The organism is Antarcticibacterium flavum (genome assembly GCF_006159205.1).
In the GTDB taxonomy this organism is placed as follows: domain Bacteria; phylum Bacteroidota; class Bacteroidia; order Flavobacteriales; family Flavobacteriaceae; genus Gillisia; species Gillisia flava.
The window spans coordinates 527,680-546,389 of record NZ_CP040812.1 but is presented as its reverse complement, the minus strand read 5'-3'; the positions used below and the strand labels follow the sequence as shown (position 1 = coordinate 546,389).

Below are 18,710 nucleotides of genomic sequence, written 5' to 3'. Positions count from 1 at the left end.
TAAAAGGTTGAACAAAAAACTTAGAATATGAAAATACGTAATTATAAATGGCTTTTATTACTGCTGGCAGGTATTGTTTCAGGATGTAGTAATGATGATGATAATGGCACCGGGATTGAAGAACCGGTGGAATATACCTCGGGTAGTGCAGATTTTTCGCATTATGTTGCTATTGGAAATAGCCTTACCGCGGGATATACAGACGGGGCATTATTTAGGGCAGGTCAACAAAACTCCATTCCCAATATTCTGGCCAGTCGCTTCGCATTGGCAGGCGGAGGTGAGTTTACGCAGCCACTGGTAAGTGATAATATTGGAGGCCTGCTTTTGGGCGGGAATGTTATTACACAACCGCGCCTTTTCTTTAATGGTGCAACACCGGAGCGGGTGAGTAGCGCACCGGGAACAGAGATAACCAATGTGCAGGCAGGACCTTTTAATAACCTGGGAATACCAGGGGCCAAAAGTTATCATCTTATGGCTCCCGGGTATGGGAGTGTTGCAGGAGTACCACAGGGCACTGCCAATCCTTATTTCGCAAGGTTTGCAAGCAGCCCCGGCACCACTGTTTTGGAAGATGCCCTTAGCCAGGATCCTACCTTCTTTTCCCTTTGGATTGGGAATAACGATGTGCTCTTATATGCCACGGCAGGTGGGGCAGGAGTTAACCGGGAAGGAGATTATGATCCTTCATCTTATGGGATGAACGATATCACAGATCCCATGATTTTTGAACAGGTCTATACCGGTATCGTCACCGCCTTAACCGCCAATGGAGCGCAAGGGGTGGTTGCCAATATCCCTAATGTTTTAAATGTTCCATATTTTAATACTGTTTCTTACAAACCTTTAAGCCCGGCAAATGAATCTTTTGGGCCAATGATCCCAACACTAAATGCAACTTTTGCAGGTTTGAACCAGGTTTTTGCTGCACTGGGTGTGCCAGAGAGGTCTTTCGTTTTCTCTGAAACAGAAGCGAGTGCTGTGATCATAAAGGATGAATCTCTTCCAGATCTTTCACAGCAAATTACCGGTGCTATGCAAATGGCGAACGTGGATCCCGCAACAGCAGGATTGTTTGGTTTGCTTTACGGGCAGGCGCGACAGGCTACAGAGGATGACCTTTTAGTGCTTCCTTCCTCATCTGTCATTGGACAATTGAACACAGATGCCTTTCAAATGTTAGTTAACATGCAGGTGCCCGAAGCAACTGCAGGCCAGCTGGCCATAAACGGGGTAACTTTTCCTCTGGAAGATGAATATGTACTTCTACCTTCAGAACAACAGGATGTACTGGAAGCCACAACTGCCTTTAATGAGGTTATTGAAGCTGTGGCACAACAATTTGACCTTGCCTTTGTAGATGTAAACGCTCTCCTGGATGAAGTGGCAGAGAGTGGGGTAGATTTTGACGAATATACATTGAATGCCCGCCTGGTGTTCGGAAATGCCTTTTCCCTGGATGGGATACATCCCACCGCAAGGGGAGGAGCCTATCTTGCAAATAAATTCCTGGAGGCTATCAATGAAACCTACGGCTCTAACCTTCCGCCGGTAAAAGCTGCAGATTATACAACAATGTATCCCTCTTCTATGTAAGACAGTAACATTATAAATTAAAAAACCCATCCTGCAGCAGGATGGGTTTTTTAATTATGGTTGCCTTACATTTTGGATGTGTTCTTATGGCTTTTGGTCTTTTCCTTCAGCAGGATGAAAATTGGGAAATTAGTTTGAACTCTAAGATTATATAGAAATGAAGTTTTGGAGCAGAGTCTAAATGATCATTCCCTTCATCGTCAGCGTCTGGATTCTAGATTCTGAAAGCGTAGCGTTCCAGTCTCTTTTTTATATATCTATCTGGTAATCCTCGATCATTTTCAGCATTACCTTTTCAGTACCAGAGAGGGTTTGGTAATTCTTTTCTTTTCGCACCCGTACTTTTTTAAAATGCTCTACAATTTCACCGGTTTCATAATTTTTTACAATACTGGGATGCACGTAGTACTCCCGGCAAACGGCCCTGGTATTCCCTAATCCCTGCGCCGCCGTGTCGTAAGCCGTAAGTATATTTTTTTTATTTCGTTTTTCATCTTCTTCATATCCAAGTTCGTAAAGGGTTTCAAAGAAAATCTTGGACGCAGACCAGGTGCGAAAATCTTTGGCTGAAAATTTATCGCCCCCACTAATGTCCTGTATATACTCATTGATCATCCCACTGTCTATGGGAGTTTTATCCCCGTCCTCGTCATAAAATTTAAACAACTCCCAGCCGGGGATCTCCTCGCATTGGTTGACCAGTTTAATAAGCCGTTTATTTTTAATGGTAACAGATTGTTCCTTGCCTTTTTTTCCAATGAATTCGAACCTTATCTTATTCTTATCGGTTTTAAGGTGTTTTCCTCTTAAGGTCGAAAGTCCGTAGGTTTTGTTTTCCCGGGCGTAATAGGCATTACCTATTCGAATATGGGTTTCTTCCATAAGCCTTATCACCAGTGCGAGTACCTTCCTGCGGGTCATTTTTGGAAGCTCCAGGTCCTGTTCTACCTGTTTCCTTATGCGGGGAAGGGTTTTACCAAAAGAAGCCATTTTAAAGAACTTCGTTTGATTACGTAACTTTGACCACAGCGGGTGATATAGGTATTGCTTCCTGTTTTTTTCATCCCGTCCTATTACCTGCAGGTGTCCCTTTTTGATCGAACATATCCTAACATTGGTCCAGGCCGGGGGGATCACCAGGCTCTTGATGCGTTCCAGGGTCCTTTGATCTTTAACCTTTTCCCCATTCTTATAATAGGAAAAGCCCCTGCCTACTTTTTTTCGCTGAATGGAAAGTCTATCTTCAACTATATATGTTAGGTTAGCCAGTTCAGTGGCTTCGGAAGGATTTTCCAAAAGGGAATTTACATCTTCAGGAGAAAGGGTCATGTTGTTTTTGCTGAAAGATAATTGTAAATGACATAACCCTTTGATAAAGAATTGTGAAAGTTAAGCTAAGGATTATTTAAGCCCGGGAAATAACATCTGCTGATAATTGTTGCAAGTACAACTCCAGGCCCGTTAATTAAGACATAAAAAAAAGCCTCTTCCATATTCCGGAAAAGGCTTTTTTATAGATATGTGTATTGAGGATTAGTTAAAATAACTAAAAGTCTCCCCATCTTTTATTTGCAAAAGGCTCTCATAAATAAGACGAATTACATTTTCAACGTCATCTTTATGTACCATTTCCACTGTTGTATGCATATACCTAAGCGGAAGCGAAATAAGGGCAGAGGCTACCCCTCCATTGCTGTAGGCAAAAGCATCTGTATCTGTTCCCGTCATTCGGCTTGACGCCGCGCGCTGGAATGGGATCTCATTCTTTTCAGCAGTTTCGATCAATAATTCCCTTAGTTTATTTTGCACAGCAGGAGCGTAAGTGATCACCGGGCCCTCGCTTATCCTCGCGTACCCGTTTGTCTTCTTTTCTATCATTGGGGTAGTTGTGTCGTGTGTAACATCTGTCACTATGGCAACATTTGGTTTAATACGCTGGGTGATCATTTCTGCACCGCGCAGGCCAATCTCTTCCTGGACAGAGTTGGTAATATATAGTCCAAATGGTAATTTATTCTTGTTCTCCTTGAGTAGCCTCGCTACCTGGGAGATCATAAATCCGCCAATCCTGTTGTCCAGGGCGCGGGATACAAATTTATTCTCATTAAGAATAAAGAATTCATCGGGATAGGTGATCACACAGCCTACATGAACCCCCAAAGCTTCTACTTCATCCTTGGAAGAACATCCTACGTCAATACAAATGTTGTCCATTTTTGGAGCCTGCTCCTTTTCCTTATCGCGGGTGTGAATAGCCGGCCATCCAAAAACTCCTTTTACGATCCCTTTCTTTGTGTGTATATTAACCCTCTTTGAAGCTGCGATCTGGTGGTCGCTTCCTCCATTTCGAATTACATATATGAGTCCATCATCTGTAATATAATTGACATACCAGGAGATCTCATCGGCATGTCCTTCTATAACCACTTTAAATTTCGCTTTTGGGTTGATCACTCCTACAGCCGTACCATAAGTATCTGTGATAAATTCGTCAACATACGGTTTAAGGTAATCCATCCATATCTTCTGCCCCTCCCATTCGTAACCGGTAGGGGAAGGGTTGTTCAAATATTTCTCAAGAAAATCTATGGAGTCCTGGTCTAGTATTTCTTTTTCTTTCATTACATATTATTTTGCACGAATTTAATAAGAATTAAATGCATAGCAAGAGCAATAATTGTAAATTTGGAATGGTTTTGGTTTATGAAAATGAAATCTTATAGATTAGTATGTTGAGATTAACAATAACGGCTTCGCTGCTTTTTGTGATGATGGGAGGATATGCCCAAACCCGGGAACCTGTAGAGGATTCCACGGCTAAGGAATACTTTATCGTTATGGGTGATACACTTGTGAGGGAAACAATAGACCTGGATGAAGTGATGATCCTTAACCGTCTTAAATTCAATAGTGAAAAAGAGCGTCGGGATTACTTGATATTGAGAAGGAAAACCAGGAAAGTATATCCGTATGCCAAATTGGCTTCAGAGCGTTTGGTGGAATTACAATCCAGGCTGGACCAAATTAAAACTAAAAGGGATAGAAAGCGCTATACCAAGATTGTGCAGGATTATATAGAAGACCAATTCTCTGCCGAACTGAAGAAACTCACAAAAACTGAAGGCCAGATTCTCGTAAAGCTTATTCACAGGCAAACCGGGGTTACTGCTTTTGAGTTGGTTAAAGATCTGAAAAGCGGCTGGCGTGCATTCTGGTATAATTCCACTGCAAGTATCTTTGATATTTCCCTTAAAGAGGAATACAATCCTGAAAATGATAAGGAAGATTATCTTATAGAAGATATCCTTCAACGCTCTTTCCAGCAGAAGGTTCTTGAGCCACAACCAAGTGCCCTGGATTTTAAATTCCTTGAGCTGCGCAATAAGTGGAAAGTAAGTACTACGAGCAGGTAAATAAGAGTCTGTATTGCTGGCGCTGCTGTAATCCAGACATAAATTCAACGGATTTGAAAATAGAAGTTTAATCCACCGCTGGACAACCTGAAGACTCCTAAAGTGTAATAGAAGAATAAATTCCCCCGGGATGACATTGGTTTCTTCTATTTTAAACAGAAGGGATCCAGGACAAATTTGTGTTTGTCAATCCCATCCAGGAAAGGTTCATTCTTAAGATTGACACCTGGGAATATTAAGGATAATCGTATTTTTAATCTGGCCTGGAGGGGAGGGAGGTTAAAATGAATTTTTTTTAATTTTCTTTGTAAGGTAAAAAGCAAGATCTCAACTAATTACCCGGGCATAAATTTTTTTCCTAAAAAAACCTCAAATAATATTTGCGGGAAAGGAAAAAAGCGGTGTATATTTGCAGCCGCTTAGCGAGGGAGTAATATCTTAAGAGTAGCGGAGTTCATTGAGCAGAGACTGGGATTGCGAAGAGAGGGGAGGTTACTTCCTTGTTGGAGCAGCTTCTTAAAAAAACTTTAAAAAAGGTTTTGGCGGGAACAAAATAGGGTGTATATTTGCACCCCGCTAAATGAGAAAAAGGCGGTTGTTCTTCAAAAAGAAATTCCCTCGAAAAAAACTTCAAAAAAAGTTTTGCCGGTAATTAAAATTGGTTGTACATTTGCAGCCGCTTTAAAAACGAGCGAATGTTCTTTAAGAGTTATTGAGATAAAGAAATAAAATCCCGGGTGGGTGAGAAGAGGTTCGACTCCTTTTATTTTAACAAAGTCGCGGTGCGACATATGTTCTTTGATATATTGAATTGACAGCGCGTTTTACTACTTAGGTAGTAAAGCAAAGAAATTAAATTAAGACTAGAAAGTCATTTTGAGTGTCTCTTATTTATAAGAGGCAGATACGAACCTTGGTAATTGTAAATTTATTTAAAGATTAACGATGAAGAGTTTGATCCTGGCTCAGGATGAACGCTAGCGGCAGGCTTAACACATGCAAGTCGAGGGGCAGCACGTCTTCGGATGGTGGCGACCGGCGCACGGGTGCGTAACGCGTATACAATCTACCTTATAGAGGGGGATAGCCCAGAGAAATTTGGATTAATACCCCATAGTATTAGAGAATAGCATTATTTTCTGATTAAACATTTATGGCTATAAGATGAGTATGCGTCCTATTAGTTAGTTGGTAAGGTAACGGCTTACCAAGACCGCGATAGGTAGGGGTCCTGAGAGGGAGATCCCCCACACTGGTACTGAGACACGGACCAGACTCCTACGGGAGGCAGCAGTGAGGAATATTGGACAATGGGCGAGAGCCTGATCCAGCCATGCCGCGTGCAGGAAGACGGCCCTATGGGTTGTAAACTGCTTTTATACGGGAAGAAACACCTCTTCGTGAAGAGGCTTGACGGTACCGTAAGAATAAGGATCGGCTAACTCCGTGCCAGCAGCCGCGGTAATACGGAGGATCCAAGCGTTATCCGGAATCATTGGGTTTAAAGGGTCCGTAGGCGGGATAATAAGTCAGCGGTGAAAGTCTGTGGCTCAACCATAGAATTGCCATTGATACTGTTGTTCTTGAGTGCTTATGAAGTGGTTAGAATATGTAGTGTAGCGGTGAAATGCATAGATATTACATAGAATACCGATTGCGAAGGCAGATCACTAATAAGATACTGACGCTGATGGACGAAAGCGTAGGTAGCGAACAGGATTAGATACCCTGGTAGTCTACGCCGTAAACGATGGTTACTAGCTGTTTGGTCTTCGGACTGAGTGGCTAAGCGAAAGTGATAAGTAACCCACCTGGGGAGTACGTTCGCAAGAATGAAACTCAAAGGAATTGACGGGGGCCCGCACAAGCGGTGGAGCATGTGGTTTAATTCGATGATACGCGAGGAACCTTACCAGGGCTTAAATGTAGTCTGACAGGGCTGGAAACAGCTTTTTCTTCGGACAGATTACAAGGTGCTGCATGGTTGTCGTCAGCTCGTGCCGTGAGGTGTCAGGTTAAGTCCTATAACGAGCGCAACCCCTGTTGTTAGTTGCCAGCGAGTAATGTCGGGAACTCTAACAAGACTGCCGGTGCAAACCGTGAGGAAGGTGGGGATGACGTCAAATCATCACGGCCCTTACGTCCTGGGCCACACACGTGCTACAATGGTAGGGACAGAGAGCAGCCACTGCGCAAGCAGGAGCGAATCTATAAACCCTATCTCAGTTCGGATCGGAGTCTGCAACTCGACTCCGTGAAGCTGGAATCGCTAGTAATCGCATATCAGCCATGATGCGGTGAATACGTTCCCGGGCCTTGTACACACCGCCCGTCAAGCCATGGAAGCTGGGGGTACCTGAAGTCGGTCACCGCAAGGAGCCGCCTAGGGTAAAACTGGTAACTGGGGCTAAGTCGTAACAAGGTAGCCGTACCGGAAGGTGCGGCTGGAACACCTCCTTTCTAGAGCATTGCTTATTAAAGAGCAATCGCAATTACCACTCAAGGTTCTCAAAAGGAACTCTTTGGTCTTAATTTAGCTGTCAATTTCGATATATTATATTATAAAAGATATGAGATATTAGATTTGAGATATGAGATGAGTGAGAGAATAAGTCTCACGTCTAAAATCTAAAGTCTAAGATCTAATATTAGATGTGAGATATCAGATATGAGATGTGAGATAAAGAGAGGGATGAAAAGAAATCTCAAGTCTCAGATCTAAAATCTAGTATCTATTTGCAGTCTCATAGCTCAGCTGGTTAGAGCGCTACACTGATAATGTAGAGGTCGGCAGTTCGAGTCTGCCTGAGACTACAGGCCCCCCAACCCCCGAAGGGGGAGTAAAAAAAGGGGATTAAGTTCATTACAAGTATTGAAAGGAAATTTTAGAAGTTGGGATACCTATCCTTTTTGGAATTTGGAATTTTGGTTTTTTGGAATTTCAATTTAAAAAATGGGGGATTAGCTCAGCTGGCTAGAGCGCCTGCCTTGCACGCAGGAGGTCATCGGTTCGACTCCGATATTCTCCACCAGGTTAGATAAGAGACCTGAGATATGAGATTTGAGACATTTATTTGTCTAATATCTCACGTCTAAGATCTCAAATCTACAAAACGTTCATTGACATATTGGGAAATAAAGAATACGAGAAAAATCGAATTTGTAGAAATACAAGTAGATAGAATAATAGAATAAAATCGTTTCTATAGACATGCTGCACGGCTGTTTATAGTGACAAGAGCATATTAGGTAAAAGCACATAAGCTAAATAAGGGCGTATGGGGAATGCCTAGGCTCTCAGAGGCGATGAAGGACGTGATAAGCTGCGAAAAGCTGCGGGGACTGGCACATACAGGTTGATCCGCAGATATCCGAATGGGGCAACCCACTATATTGAAGATATAGTATACCGTAAGGTAGGCGAACCCGGGGAACTGAAACATCTAAGTACCCGGAGGAGAAGAAAACAACAGTGATTGCGCAAGTAGTGGCGAGCGAACGCGCATTAGCCCAAACCAGCTAGTTTACGGATTAGTTGGGGTTGTAGGACCACGAGATTGGTTGTGTTATGAATTAGAACACTTTGGAAAGAGTGACCATAGAGGGTGATAGTCCCGTATAAGTAAAGATCATAAACCATAGTGGTATCCTGAGTAGTGCGGGGCACGTGAAACCCTGTATGAATTTGGCGGGACCATCCGCTAAGGCTAAATACTCCTGAGAGACCGATAGTGAACCAGTACCGTGAGGGAAAGGTGAAAAGAACCGTGAATAACGGAGTGAAATAGATCCTGAAACCATACGCTTACAAGCGGTCGGAGCAGACTTGTTCTGTGACGGCGTGCCTTTTGCATAATGAGCCTACGAGTTAACGTTGCCAGCAAGGTTAAGCATTTAAGATGTGGAGCCGTAGCGAAAGCGAGTCTTAATAGGGCGCACTAGTTGGTAGTGTTAGACGCGAAACCGTGTGATCTACCCTTGGGCAGGTTGAAGCTGTGGTAACACATAGTGGAGGACCGAACCCGTTGACGTTGAAAAGTCTTGGGATGACCTGAGGGTAGGGGTGAAAGGCCAATCAAACTCGGAAATAGCTCGTACTCCCCGAAATGCATTTAGGTGCAGCGATATATTAGTTTTATAGAGGTAGAGCTACTGATTGGATGCGGGGGCTTCACCGCCTACCAATTCCTGACAAACTCCGAATGCTATAAAATGATGTATATCAGTGAGGGCATGGGTGCTAAGGTCCATGTCCGAGAGGGAAAGAACCCAGACCATCAGCTAAGGTCCCCAAATGTATATTAAGTTGAAGAAACGCGGTTGAACTGCCCAGACAGCTAGGATGTTGGCTTGGAAGCAGCCATTCATTTAAAGAGTGCGTAACAGCTCACTAGTCGAGCGGTTCGGCATGGATAATAATCGGGCATAAATATACTACCGAAGCTATGGATTTCATATTTAGATATGGAGTGGTAGGGGAGCATTGTAATAGGGTTGAAGGTGAGCTGTAAGGCTTGCTGGACTAATTACAAAAGAAAATGTAGGCATAAGTAACGATAATGCGGGCGAGAAACCCGCACACCGAAAGACTAAGGTTTCCTCAGCTATGCTAATCAGCTGAGGGTTAGTCGGGACCTAAGGCGACCCCGAATGGGTTAGTCGATGGACAACAGATTAATATTTCTGTACCTGCCCCACGATAAAAGTGACGGAGGCGAAAAGTTAGTGCGCACTGACGGAATAGTGCGTTGAAGGGAGTGGTAACACCCCGATAGTACACAAAGGCTTCGGCTGGCGTGATAATCTAGCGAATCGACTTCCAAGAAAAGCGAGTGGTGGCAGCCCGTACCGCAAACCGACACAGGTAGTTGGGATGAGAATTCTAAGGTGCTCGAGAGATTCATGGCTAAGGAACTAGGCAAAATAGACCCGTAACTTCGGGAGAAGGGTCGCCCATCTTCGGATGGGCCGCAGTGAAGAGGTCCAGGCGACTGTTTATCAAAAACACAGGACTCTGCTAAATCGAAAGATGACGTATAGGGTCTGACACCTGCCCGGTGCTGGAAGGTTAAGAGGAGATGTTAGCTTTGGCGAAGCATTGAATTGAAGCCCCAGTAAACGGCGGCCGTAACTATAACGGTCCTAAGGTAGCGAAATTCCTTGTCGGGTAAGTTCCGACCTGCACGAATGGTGCAACGATCTGGACACTGTCTCAGCCATGAGCTCGGTGAAATTGTAGTATCGGTGAAGATGCCGATTACCCGCTGTGGGACGAAAAGACCCCGTGCACCTTTACTATAGCTTAGTATTGACTTTGGACAAGTGATGTGTAGGATAGGTGGGAGACTTTGAAGCTGCATCGCCAGGTGTGGTGGAGTCATTGTTGAAATACCACCCTTTACTTGTTTGAAGCCTAACCCCTGAAAATGGGGGACAATGCTTGGTGGGTAGTTTGACTGGGGTGGTCGCCTCCAAAAGAGTAACGGAGGCTTCTAAAGGTTCCCTCAGCACGCTTGGTAACCGTGCGTAGAGTGCAATGGCAAAAGGGAGCTTGACTGAGAGACATACAGGTCGATCAGGTACGAAAGTAGAGCATAGTGATCCGGTGGTTCCGCATGGAAGGGCCATCGCTCAAAGGATAAAAGGTACGCCGGGGATAACAGGCTGATCTCCCCCAAGAGCTCACATCGACGGGGGGGTTTGGCACCTCGATGTCGGCTCGTCACATCCTGGGGCTGGAGAAGGTCCCAAGGGTTGGGCTGTTCGCCCATTAAAGTGGCACGCGAGCTGGGTTCAGAACGTCGTGAGACAGTTCGGTCTCTATCTACAGTGGGCGTTAGAAATTTGAGTGGATCTGACTCTAGTACGAGAGGACCGAGTTGGACAAACCTCTGGTGCACCAGTTGTTCCGCCAGGAGCATTGCTGGGTAGCTACGTTTGGAAGGGATAAGCGCTGAAAGCATATAAGCGCGAAACCCACCACAAGATGAGATTTCTTTAAAGGATCGTGGAAGACTACCACGTTGATAGGCCATAGGTGTAAAGGCAGTAATGTCATAGCCGAGTGGTACTAATAATCCGTAAAGCTTAGTGCACCCGTCCTCCGGAGCCTTCGGGCGAAGGAGGACAGGATAACCTAGTACTCATTTTATTTTATTAAAATATCAATGATATCTTCTATTGTTTATTTCCTTATATGTTATGTTATTAGAAGTGAGATATCAGATATGAGACGTGAGATAAAAGGGAAACTTTTTAAATCTCAAGTCTAACATCTAAGATCTAATATCTCCTTTAAGATTTAAGGTGGCTATAGCATCGGGGCTCACCTCTTCCCATTCCGAACAGAGAAGTTAAGCCCGTTAGCGCAGATGGTACTGCTGTATTGTGGGAGAGTATGTCGCCGCCTTGTTTTTGAAAAGCACTTATCGAAAGATAGGTGCTTTTTTTGTTTTATACCATTTTGAAAACCCTTCATCATACCGATGAAGGGTTTTTTTATGGAGTAAAGTCAACCTGGGAGGCTGAAAGATGGTATAAGTACAGACATCGGGTATTGAGTATTCGTCACGGATAGCAAATCCGCGCCATCGGGAAGTCCAGGCTCTAGATTCTATACTCCAGGCTCTTTTTTCTATCCTCTCTTCTCTTGTTTCTTCATTGCCAATACTATGTCCCGTTAGGGACCTCATATGGGTAGAAATTACAATCAAAAAGGTATTATCGTGCCGTTAGGTACGAAATATAAAATGCCAGACGTAGCTATATGCCGTACCTAAAGGCACAGGAATTAATTTCCCCTTTTTTCTACCCATATATAGTCCCTATGGGACAAAAAAACAGGGCTTGCCCTCGTCTCCTGACTCTCCACAACAGGCCACTCTTGTTCACTCACTCGGGCGTGGGATTCTTGCAGGATGACAAAGGCAGGGGGGTGGATTGGATTGGGGACACTGGAAAGTACAAGTCGTCGGGTGTGGTGTACTCGTCACGGATTGCAAATCCGCGCCATCGGGTTCTAGACTCCAAGTTTTTTCTCTTCTCTCTTCTCTCTTCTCTTGTTTCTTGGATCCTCATTCTCCATAACCATCCACTACGCTTGCCCGCTCACTTGGGCGTGGGATCCTTACAGGATGACAAACCGGGAGGCTAAGGATAAAGCGGGGGTATAGAGGGAATAAAAAGTCTAGGCTCTAGCTTCCAGACTCCAGACCCTAGATTTCAGTTTCCGAAATCCACATTCCCTGCTTCTTACCAAAACTTTCACATTTCCTTTATGATAAATCCTCTTTAGAAACGTTTTCCTTTTGATACATTAGATAATGAAGACAAAGAGTATGAATAGAGGGATAAAGTTATTGCTCATTGTGCTGGTTTTTGGGATAGCAGCCTGTTCAACCGATGATGGGCCTGTTAATGAACCCGTGGGAGAACCTTCAGTCACAGCACAAATAGAGGAGGAGCAATGGGAAGCTGTAACTTTTGAGTCGGCAGTAAATGTGATTCCGCAGAAGGGGCAATACTTTGAACTGGACGCGGCAGGTGCTGGCTACAGTCTCAAACTTTCAGTTCTGGAATTTGGTACTGCAAACGGGACAATTACGGAAGGTATCTATGAAGGTTCAGAAGAAATGTTTTTGAGCCTCTTCATGGGCGATGAGGAGGGAGATTATGTAGTAGAATATAAACCCCTTGCTTCCAATACTGATGAGGAACCCTTCACTATACAAATAACAGCTTCTACGAACAGCAGAATTTCAGGAACATTTTCGGGAATAATTTATCAAGTCTCGCAGGAAGATGAAGGTGAATATCCAGAATTTATTGAAATAAGCAATGGTAACTTTAATAACCTCACTTTTGAGACCAAAACAGTTAATATTCAATAACTAGTCAGCAATGAAATCGGCATACTCCAGGAAGAACCGCTCCAGGGCATCCATCCTGTCTTCCAGGAAATCCATTACCGGGGGCCAGTCTTTTCTATTATGTATGTTCACTTTATTAAGCCGGGTATAAACCCTGGAAATGATCTTTCCCTCGGGAAGAGGATAGGTTTCTTCATAAACAGCATCTGGAAGGTATTCTTCCAGGAGTATTGTTTTTAAAGATTCCAGTTTTTCAAAATAATAATCCCGCATTAGTTCATCGCTGGATGTGAAGTCAATGGATACCTCTGCTTTCTCATTATCGAAGCTAAATTTCAATTGCACATCCTTGATCCTGGTATTATACAGCAACCATTTACGCGGATGTTCCTTTCCAAACGCCGTCCAGAATTCCTGTCTTATCCTTTTTGATTCTTCTTTGCTGAACATTTTTTAAAGAAAATAGGCCAGCAGGATCCCGAAGATTATCACTGCCAGTTTTGATGCATTGAACTTATGATTCTTGGAAGCTTCGAAGAGAATGGTTGTCGAAACATGAAGGAAAATACCAATTACAATCGCGTGTATGTATGCTGAATATTGGGTAATGCTACCATTGTTAAGCTGTATCCAGCTGCCAAGCGGGGTCATCAAAGCAAACAGCCCCAGGAAAAGGAAAACCTTAGCCTTGCTTATACCCGATTGCAAAAGAAAGGTTGAAAGAATTGCTGCAACCGGAATCTTATGGATCACCACCCCGTGCAATAAATGTTCGCTTGTATTTAGCGGGAATCCTTCCAAAAAGGCGTGTATGCATAAACTTATAAGTAAGGCAAATGGGAAGGCACCTTTATTTCCTTCGTGGTGAATATGGCCATGTTCTACCCCCTTTGAACCAAATTCAAGTATTATTTGCAAGAGCAGGCCAATCATGATAAATATCCCAACTTTATTATCTCCGGTTTCATAAACTTCCGGTAAAAGCTCAAAAACAGTTACTGAAAGAAGATAGGCACCACTAAATGCCAGGAGTAGTTTAAAGCCTATGGAGGAGCCGGGTTTGATAAATAATGCTATAAGGTAACCAAGGAAAACAGCAAGTAAGGGTAAAAAATATATCATCTGTTGGTATTGCCTGCTTTAAGGATGTATGGTTTTTAATGAGCCATTAATTACAGGCAATATGCCCCGGGCTTTGCTATTATTTGCAGCAAAATTAACGTATTTTTGCGGTAGAATAAATTTTAACAATGGGAAATAATTTTGAAATGGTGGCCAAGACCCTTTACGGGTTTGAACCTATACTTGCAAAGGAATTACGGGCCCTGGGGGCGATGGATATTCAGGAGGGCACACGTAACGTAAAATTTACGGGGGATAAAGGCTTTATGTATAAGGCTAATTTGAGCCTTCGTACTGCTATAAAGATCCTGAAACCTTTCAAGACATTTCGTATTTCCAACGAGGAGGATCTTTACCGTGAGGTTAAGAAGATCGCCTGGGAGGAGGAGCTTGAGGTGAAAGATACCCTTGCTATTGACGCTACCGTACACTCAGAAAAATTCACCCATTCAAAATATATTGCTCAAAAGACCAAAGATGCGATCGTAGACAGGTTTAGGGATAAATTTGGGGAGAGGCCAGATGTGGACCTGGATTTTCCCACCTTACGTATCAATGTTCATATAGAAAATGATATATGTAACCTAAGTTTTGACAGCTCAGGACAATCCCTTCATAAAAGAGGCTATAAGACTGCAACCAACATTGCTCCAATAAACGAGGTGCTGGCGGCAGGGCTTTTGCTGCTTTCGGGTTGGGACGGCCAATGTGATTTCCTGGATCCTATGTGCGGGAGCGGGACGATCCTCATCGAGGCTGCTATGATAGCCTGTAACATACCGCCAAATTTGAACCGCAAGGAATTTGCCTTTGAAAAATGGAAAGACTGGGATGTAGACCTGTTTGAAAAAATAGAAGATTCTGTACTTAAGAAAGTAAGAGATTTTCATTTCACGATCACGGGGTATGACACAGCACCTTCAGCAGTACAAAAGGCTATAGATAATGTGGAGAATGCAAATCTTTCAGAATTCATCACTGTTAAACAGCAGGATTTTTTCGAAAGTGAAAAAGAACGGGACAGGAGACTACATATGGTTTTTAATCCGCCGTACGGGGAACGCCTGGATATAGATATGCCTGTCTTCTACAAAAGAATTGGAGATACACTTAAACAAAGTTATCCCGGCACCGAGGCCTGGTTCATTACTTCCAATTTGGAAGCGATAAAGAATGTAGGTTTAAGGCCCACACGAAAGATAAAGTTATACAATGGGGCCCTGGAGTCTAAATTTCTTAAATATGATATTTATGAAGGCACAAAAAAGCTTCATAAAATCAAAGACAGGGATTAATTTCTTTCCCTTCTGTAAAGAGGGATCAAATAAGAGAGGTTATAGCTGTATCCTACTCCAAAGGAACTTTCATCATAAGTCCTGTTAAAACCCGGTATGGTTAGATTGTCCAGGTTATTAGGACTGTTTTGCGTTATCATTCTTTTTAACTGTACGTTCCCACCAAGGTAAAGGTTATGCAGGATCTCCACTTTAAGCCCCACGACAAGTTCCACCCAGTGGGCGGTTAAACCTGCATTCTCAAAGGGACCCTCTATGGTCTGTGGGGGGAAATACTTATTCCTGGTATAAATATCATATTCTTCCAGGGTTTGGGAAAAAGTTGCGAAACCATACCGCAGGCCACCAAAAATTATATTCTCCATCCCGGCCCAGTTATCATAGGCGTTGTAGTCGCCTCCAATCTTTATATAACTACCGTTTGAGGTAACCCGCAGGTTATCGGCCTCAAATGGCAGCTGCTCGTTACCAAGTTCGGCTGCAAGGTAGTAATCCTTATAGATCCTGTAATCACCCATGATCTCCAGGCCGCGGTAATCCTCCTGTAAAAGGGTTCGTAATGGCTTGCTTAGATCTACCCCAACCCTCAGGCCATAGCGTTCCCGGTAATTCACCGTATCCAGTGCAGTTTGTGCCTGCAGAAGCGAAGTGAATAAAAGAAGGAGGCTAGTGGTAAATATTAATATGTGTTTGTACTTCATTTCCAATTATATCTACTTCGATATCTTCTATCCCGTCTTCTGGTAAGACCGAATTGATCCAATTATTTTCATCAATTTCCAGCCTTGCCTGGAAATCAAGATAATTAACTTTATAACTGCAGGCCCTGTTCACATAGATCCTGTTGGCATTATACGTGAAAGTGAGCACATCCATATTGGTATTTTCTCCCGGAATTTCTTCTTCTCCCTCAGCAGGCAATTCAGGAGCATTGATGGTAAACTCGTATTGGGTGATATCCACATCTGTCCTTAGCGGGATACTTATAGTGGATTGATTATACCTGTTAACATACACCGAGTCATAATCTACGGCCTTAACCCTTAAATTTACCGGAGGTTTTGGAACATCGGTCTCCTCGGCATCAAAAAAGGCGATATTCAGCATAGGGGTGGTTACCGTTGAAGCAGGGCAAATATCATCCCGCTGGCAACCCAGATTTATTATAACGATGGAAAGCAACAGCGCAGGTATCCCTGCGATCCTTATCTTCTTTCTAAGCATACTACATTTTCTACGTGAAATGTTTGCGGAAACATATCTACGGGTTGTACTTTGGTAACTTTGTAATGTTCATCAAGCAACGCAAGATCGCGAGCCTGGGTGGCAGAGTTACAACTTACATAAACAATTCGCTGAGGCAAGATACCAATAATTTGCTCAACTACATCCTTGTGCATCCCATCCCTTGGAGGATCTGTAATGATAACATCGGGATGGCCGTGTTGTGCGATGAATTCTCTGGTAAACACCTTACGCATATCTCCAGCAAAGAACTCTGTGTTTTCAATATTATTTTCCCTTGCATTTTCCTTAGCATCTTCAATCGCAACGGGAACGGCTTCTATTCCAACCACCTTGCGGGCATTACGCGCCACGAACTGTGCGATGGTCCCTGTGCCGGTGTATAGATCATACACCAATTCTTCCCCGCTCAATTGGGCAAAATCGCGGGTAATTTTATACAGCTCATAAGCCTGTTTTGAATTGGTTTGATAAAAGGATTTTGCATTGATCTTAAACTTAAGGCCTTCCATCTCCTCGAAGATATGATCCCTGCCCACATAACAAATAACATCCTGATCATAGATGGTGTCATTTCCCTTTCCATTGATCACGTACTGCAGCGAGGTGATCTCCGGGAATTCTTTAGCAATCGCGTCCAGGAGCATGGTCCTTTTTACAGCATCTTCAGCAAAAAATTGCACCACCACCATGATCTCATTCGTAGAAGTGGTACGTATCATAAGGGTGCGTAAAAGTCCGTGTTGCTCCCTGGTATTAAAAAAGGAAATGTCATTTGCGATGGCAAATTCCTTTACAAAATTCCTAATGGCATTGCTGGGATCTTCCTGCAGGTGGCATTTCTTTATATCCAGGATCTTATCCCACATCCCGGGTATATGGAATCCCAGTGCATTCTTGTCTTCAAACTCCCTGTTGCTTTTAATTTCCTCCAGTGTGAGCCACCGGCTGTCACTAAATGAGAATTCCATTTTATTACGGTAGAAGTAAATGTCCTCACTTCCAAGAATAGGGGTAACTTCTGGCAGGTCGATCTTTCCAATTCTGCGCAAGTTGTTCATTACCTCTTCCTGTTTAAAGAACAATTGGTGCTCATAGCCCATAAATTGCCATTTACACCCGCCACAGTTTCCAAAATGCTGACAAACAGGCTCCGCCCGACGTTCTGAATACTTATGGATCTTAACCGCGGTGCCTTCGTAAAAGGATTTTTTCTTTTTGGTGGTCTGCACATCTGCCACATCTCCCGGTACTGCATTGGTAATAAATATCACCTTTCCATCTGGCGCTTTTGCAATGGCTTTTCCTTTTGCTCCTGCACCTGTGATCTCCAGTTCCTCGAAGAGTTTATTCTTATTCTTTCTTCCCATAGGGCAAAAATAAACTTTTGAGGAGGGAATAGGAATAATAAGGAGGGCAAATTTTTGAGAAATTGTTTACTGTTTTCTGTTCACCGTTTTCTGTTCGCTGTTTAGCGTTATGTGTTTGTTGTTTGGAGTTTGTTTAGAGGAAAGATTCTCATTTTCTCCATTCTAGTTGAATTTAACCACGGAGTTAGGGAGTTTTGCACGGAGTACCACGGAGTTTAACCGCAAAGGTCGCAAAGAAAGATCGCAAAGGACGCAGAGAAAAAACTTGGCGCTCTTTGCGTAAACCTTAGCGTTCCTGGTGGTAAAAAATCAATTACGAAATTATACACGGAGTTTAACCGCAAAGGTCGCAAAGAAAGATCGCAAAGGACGCAGAGAAAAAACTTTGCGCTCTTTGCTTGTGCCGTGAAGTTAAAGACGGCTGAAGTTCTTTAACATGCTGTAATAAAGATGATACAACTCTTAGCAATAAGAACGAAGTATCGGCAACGCTGTGCAGGCGGGGTTGCCAAACCACCCTGTGCTGCAAAAGCCGTAAGGCCGCTGTGGTGAACGTTCAGGGAAAAGGTGGAACAAATCCATCAGGTATGGATATAAGAGATGAATGAAAATAAATCGCTGATGAAGTAACGAAATCGCATAGTTGTGTGGCAAAATCGCATTATGCTGAGGATGCAGAGATAAGCACGGCGGAAACCTGATTTACTGGCCGTGTGCCCACCGTTATACAGGCGACATGACTTATATCCGGGCTTTATTACGGAACTCGGGATCTCCGTTTCAGGGAACTGTGAAGAG

The 18,710-nt window shown here is 43.4% G+C and carries 11 protein-coding genes, 2 tRNA genes and 3 rRNA genes; 9 read left to right on the top strand and 7 right to left on the bottom strand.

The features are described 5' to 3' along the window. Positions 1-27 precede the first annotated feature (27 nt). A complete protein-coding gene (locus FHG64_RS02485) occupies positions 28-1,599 on the top strand; it encodes an SGNH/GDSL hydrolase family protein (protein ID WP_139064926.1) in 1,572 nt (523 codons plus the stop codon). Between the two features lie 249 nt (positions 1,600-1,848). Here FHG64_RS02485 and FHG64_RS02480 read toward each other — a convergent pair whose 3' ends face one another. Together FHG64_RS02480 and FHG64_RS02475 are read right to left on the bottom strand one after the other, a co-directional pair. Next, positions 1,849-2,928 (bottom strand): DNA topoisomerase IB, encoded by a 1,080-nt coding sequence (locus FHG64_RS02480; RefSeq protein WP_139064925.1) that lies wholly within the window; start codon positions 2,926-2,928, stop codon positions 1,849-1,851. A 204-nt stretch (positions 2,929-3,132) separates the two neighbouring features. Beyond that, positions 3,133-4,221, bottom strand: a complete 1,089-nt coding sequence (locus tag FHG64_RS02475) for a M42 family metallopeptidase (RefSeq protein ID WP_139064924.1) — start codon at positions 4,219-4,221, stop codon at positions 3,133-3,135. Positions 4,222-4,328: 107 nt separating this feature from the next. Between FHG64_RS02475 and FHG64_RS02470 the strand changes: the two genes are divergently transcribed. The 7 genes from FHG64_RS02470 to FHG64_RS02440 all read left to right on the top strand — a co-directional run bounded on the left by FHG64_RS02470 (position 4,329) and on the right by FHG64_RS02440 (position 12,901). Next, positions 4,329-5,012: a DUF4294 domain-containing protein gene (locus FHG64_RS02470; RefSeq protein ID WP_139064923.1), complete on the top strand. Its 684-nt coding sequence runs from the start codon at positions 4,329-4,331 to the stop codon at positions 5,010-5,012. 942 nt (positions 5,013-5,954) lie between these two features. Continuing rightward, positions 5,955-7,472, top strand: a 16S ribosomal RNA gene (locus FHG64_RS02465). Positions 7,473-7,752: 280 nt separating this feature from the next. After that, positions 7,753-7,826 (top strand) — tRNA-Ile (locus tag FHG64_RS02460). Between the two features lie 141 nt (positions 7,827-7,967). Continuing rightward, a tRNA-Ala gene (locus FHG64_RS02455) sits at positions 7,968-8,044 on the top strand. Between the two features lie 224 nt (positions 8,045-8,268). Beyond that, a 23S ribosomal RNA gene (locus tag FHG64_RS02450) occupies positions 8,269-11,107 on the top strand. A gap of 207 nt (positions 11,108-11,314) precedes the next feature. Continuing rightward, positions 11,315-11,424 (top strand): 5S ribosomal RNA (gene rrf, locus FHG64_RS02445). The 16S, 23S and 5S rRNA genes sit together here with 2 tRNA genes alongside, the layout of an rRNA operon. Before the next feature lie 925 nt (positions 11,425-12,349). Then, the gene (locus FHG64_RS02440; RefSeq protein WP_139064922.1) at positions 12,350-12,901 is read left to right on the top strand and encodes a hypothetical protein; all 552 of its coding nucleotides are present in this window, start codon (positions 12,350-12,352) and stop codon (positions 12,899-12,901) included. Here FHG64_RS02440 and FHG64_RS02435 read toward each other — a convergent pair whose 3' ends face one another. Both FHG64_RS02435 and FHG64_RS02430 read right to left on the bottom strand, forming a co-directional pair. Then, the gene (locus tag FHG64_RS02435) at positions 12,902-13,330 is read right to left on the bottom strand and encodes a DUF4268 domain-containing protein (protein ID WP_139064921.1); all 429 of its coding nucleotides are present in this window, start codon (positions 13,328-13,330) and stop codon (positions 12,902-12,904) included. It lies immediately after the preceding gene. Between the two features lie 3 nt (positions 13,331-13,333). Then, the gene (locus tag FHG64_RS02430; RefSeq protein WP_139064920.1) at positions 13,334-14,002 is read right to left on the bottom strand and encodes a ZIP family metal transporter; all 669 of its coding nucleotides are present in this window, start codon (positions 14,000-14,002) and stop codon (positions 13,334-13,336) included. A 128-nt stretch (positions 14,003-14,130) separates the two neighbouring features. Here FHG64_RS02430 and FHG64_RS02425 point away from each other — a divergent pair, with 128 nt between their 5' ends. Beyond that, positions 14,131-15,297 carry a THUMP domain-containing class I SAM-dependent RNA methyltransferase gene (locus FHG64_RS02425; RefSeq protein WP_139064919.1) on the top strand — a complete coding sequence of 389 codons (1,167 nt, stop codon included), beginning with the start codon at positions 14,131-14,133 and terminating at the stop codon, positions 15,295-15,297. On the opposite strand, the gene FHG64_RS02420 is transcribed toward FHG64_RS02425, so the two are convergent. The 3 genes from FHG64_RS02420 to rlmD are packed head-to-tail and all read right to left on the bottom strand — an operon-like array spanning position 15,294 to position 17,912. Continuing rightward, positions 15,294-15,998, bottom strand: coding sequence for a DUF6048 family protein (locus FHG64_RS02420; protein ID WP_139064918.1), 705 nt, complete (start codon positions 15,996-15,998; stop codon positions 15,294-15,296). The two genes, FHG64_RS02425 and FHG64_RS02420, sit on opposite strands and share 4 nt — an antisense overlap. After that, positions 15,964-16,521 carry a DUF6452 family protein gene (locus tag FHG64_RS02415; protein ID WP_139064917.1) on the bottom strand — a complete coding sequence of 186 codons (558 nt, stop codon included), beginning with the start codon at positions 16,519-16,521 and terminating at the stop codon, positions 15,964-15,966. The genes FHG64_RS02420 and FHG64_RS02415 overlap by 35 nt, the downstream gene beginning before the upstream one ends. After that, a complete protein-coding gene (rlmD, locus tag FHG64_RS02410; RefSeq protein ID WP_139064916.1) occupies positions 16,503-17,912 on the bottom strand; it encodes a 23S rRNA (uracil(1939)-C(5))-methyltransferase RlmD in 1,410 nt (469 codons plus the stop codon). Before rlmD ends, FHG64_RS02415 begins: the two co-directional genes overlap by 19 nt. Positions 17,913-18,710: the final 798 nt, after the last annotated feature.

Bases quoted from the DNA above. Each gene is read 5' to 3' on its own strand.
- FHG64_RS02485 (WP_139064926.1), top strand. From the start codon at position 28: ATGAAAATACGTAATTATAAATGGCTTTTATTACTGCTGGCAGGTATT.
- rlmD (WP_139064916.1), bottom strand. From the start codon at position 17,912: ATGGGAAGAAAGAATAAGAATAAACTCTTCGAGGAACTGGAGATCACA.
- FHG64_RS02480 (WP_139064925.1), bottom strand. From the start codon at position 2,928: ATGACCCTTTCTCCTGAAGATGTAAATTCCCTTTTGGAAAATCCTTCC.
- FHG64_RS02470 (WP_139064923.1), top strand. From the start codon at position 4,329: ATGTTGAGATTAACAATAACGGCTTCGCTGCTTTTTGTGATGATGGGA.
- FHG64_RS02430 (WP_139064920.1), bottom strand. From the start codon at position 14,002: ATGATATATTTTTTACCCTTACTTGCTGTTTTCCTTGGTTACCTTATA.
- FHG64_RS02425 (WP_139064919.1), top strand. From the start codon at position 14,131: ATGGGAAATAATTTTGAAATGGTGGCCAAGACCCTTTACGGGTTTGAA.
- FHG64_RS02415 (WP_139064917.1), bottom strand. From the start codon at position 16,521: ATGCTTAGAAAGAAGATAAGGATCGCAGGGATACCTGCGCTGTTGCTT.
- FHG64_RS02475 (WP_139064924.1), bottom strand. From the start codon at position 4,221: ATGAAAGAAAAAGAAATACTAGACCAGGACTCCATAGATTTTCTTGAG.
- FHG64_RS02435 (WP_139064921.1), bottom strand. From the start codon at position 13,330: ATGTTCAGCAAAGAAGAATCAAAAAGGATAAGACAGGAATTCTGGACG.
- FHG64_RS02440 (WP_139064922.1), top strand. From the start codon at position 12,350: ATGAATAGAGGGATAAAGTTATTGCTCATTGTGCTGGTTTTTGGGATA.
- FHG64_RS02420 (WP_139064918.1), bottom strand. From the start codon at position 15,998: ATGAAGTACAAACACATATTAATATTTACCACTAGCCTCCTTCTTTTA.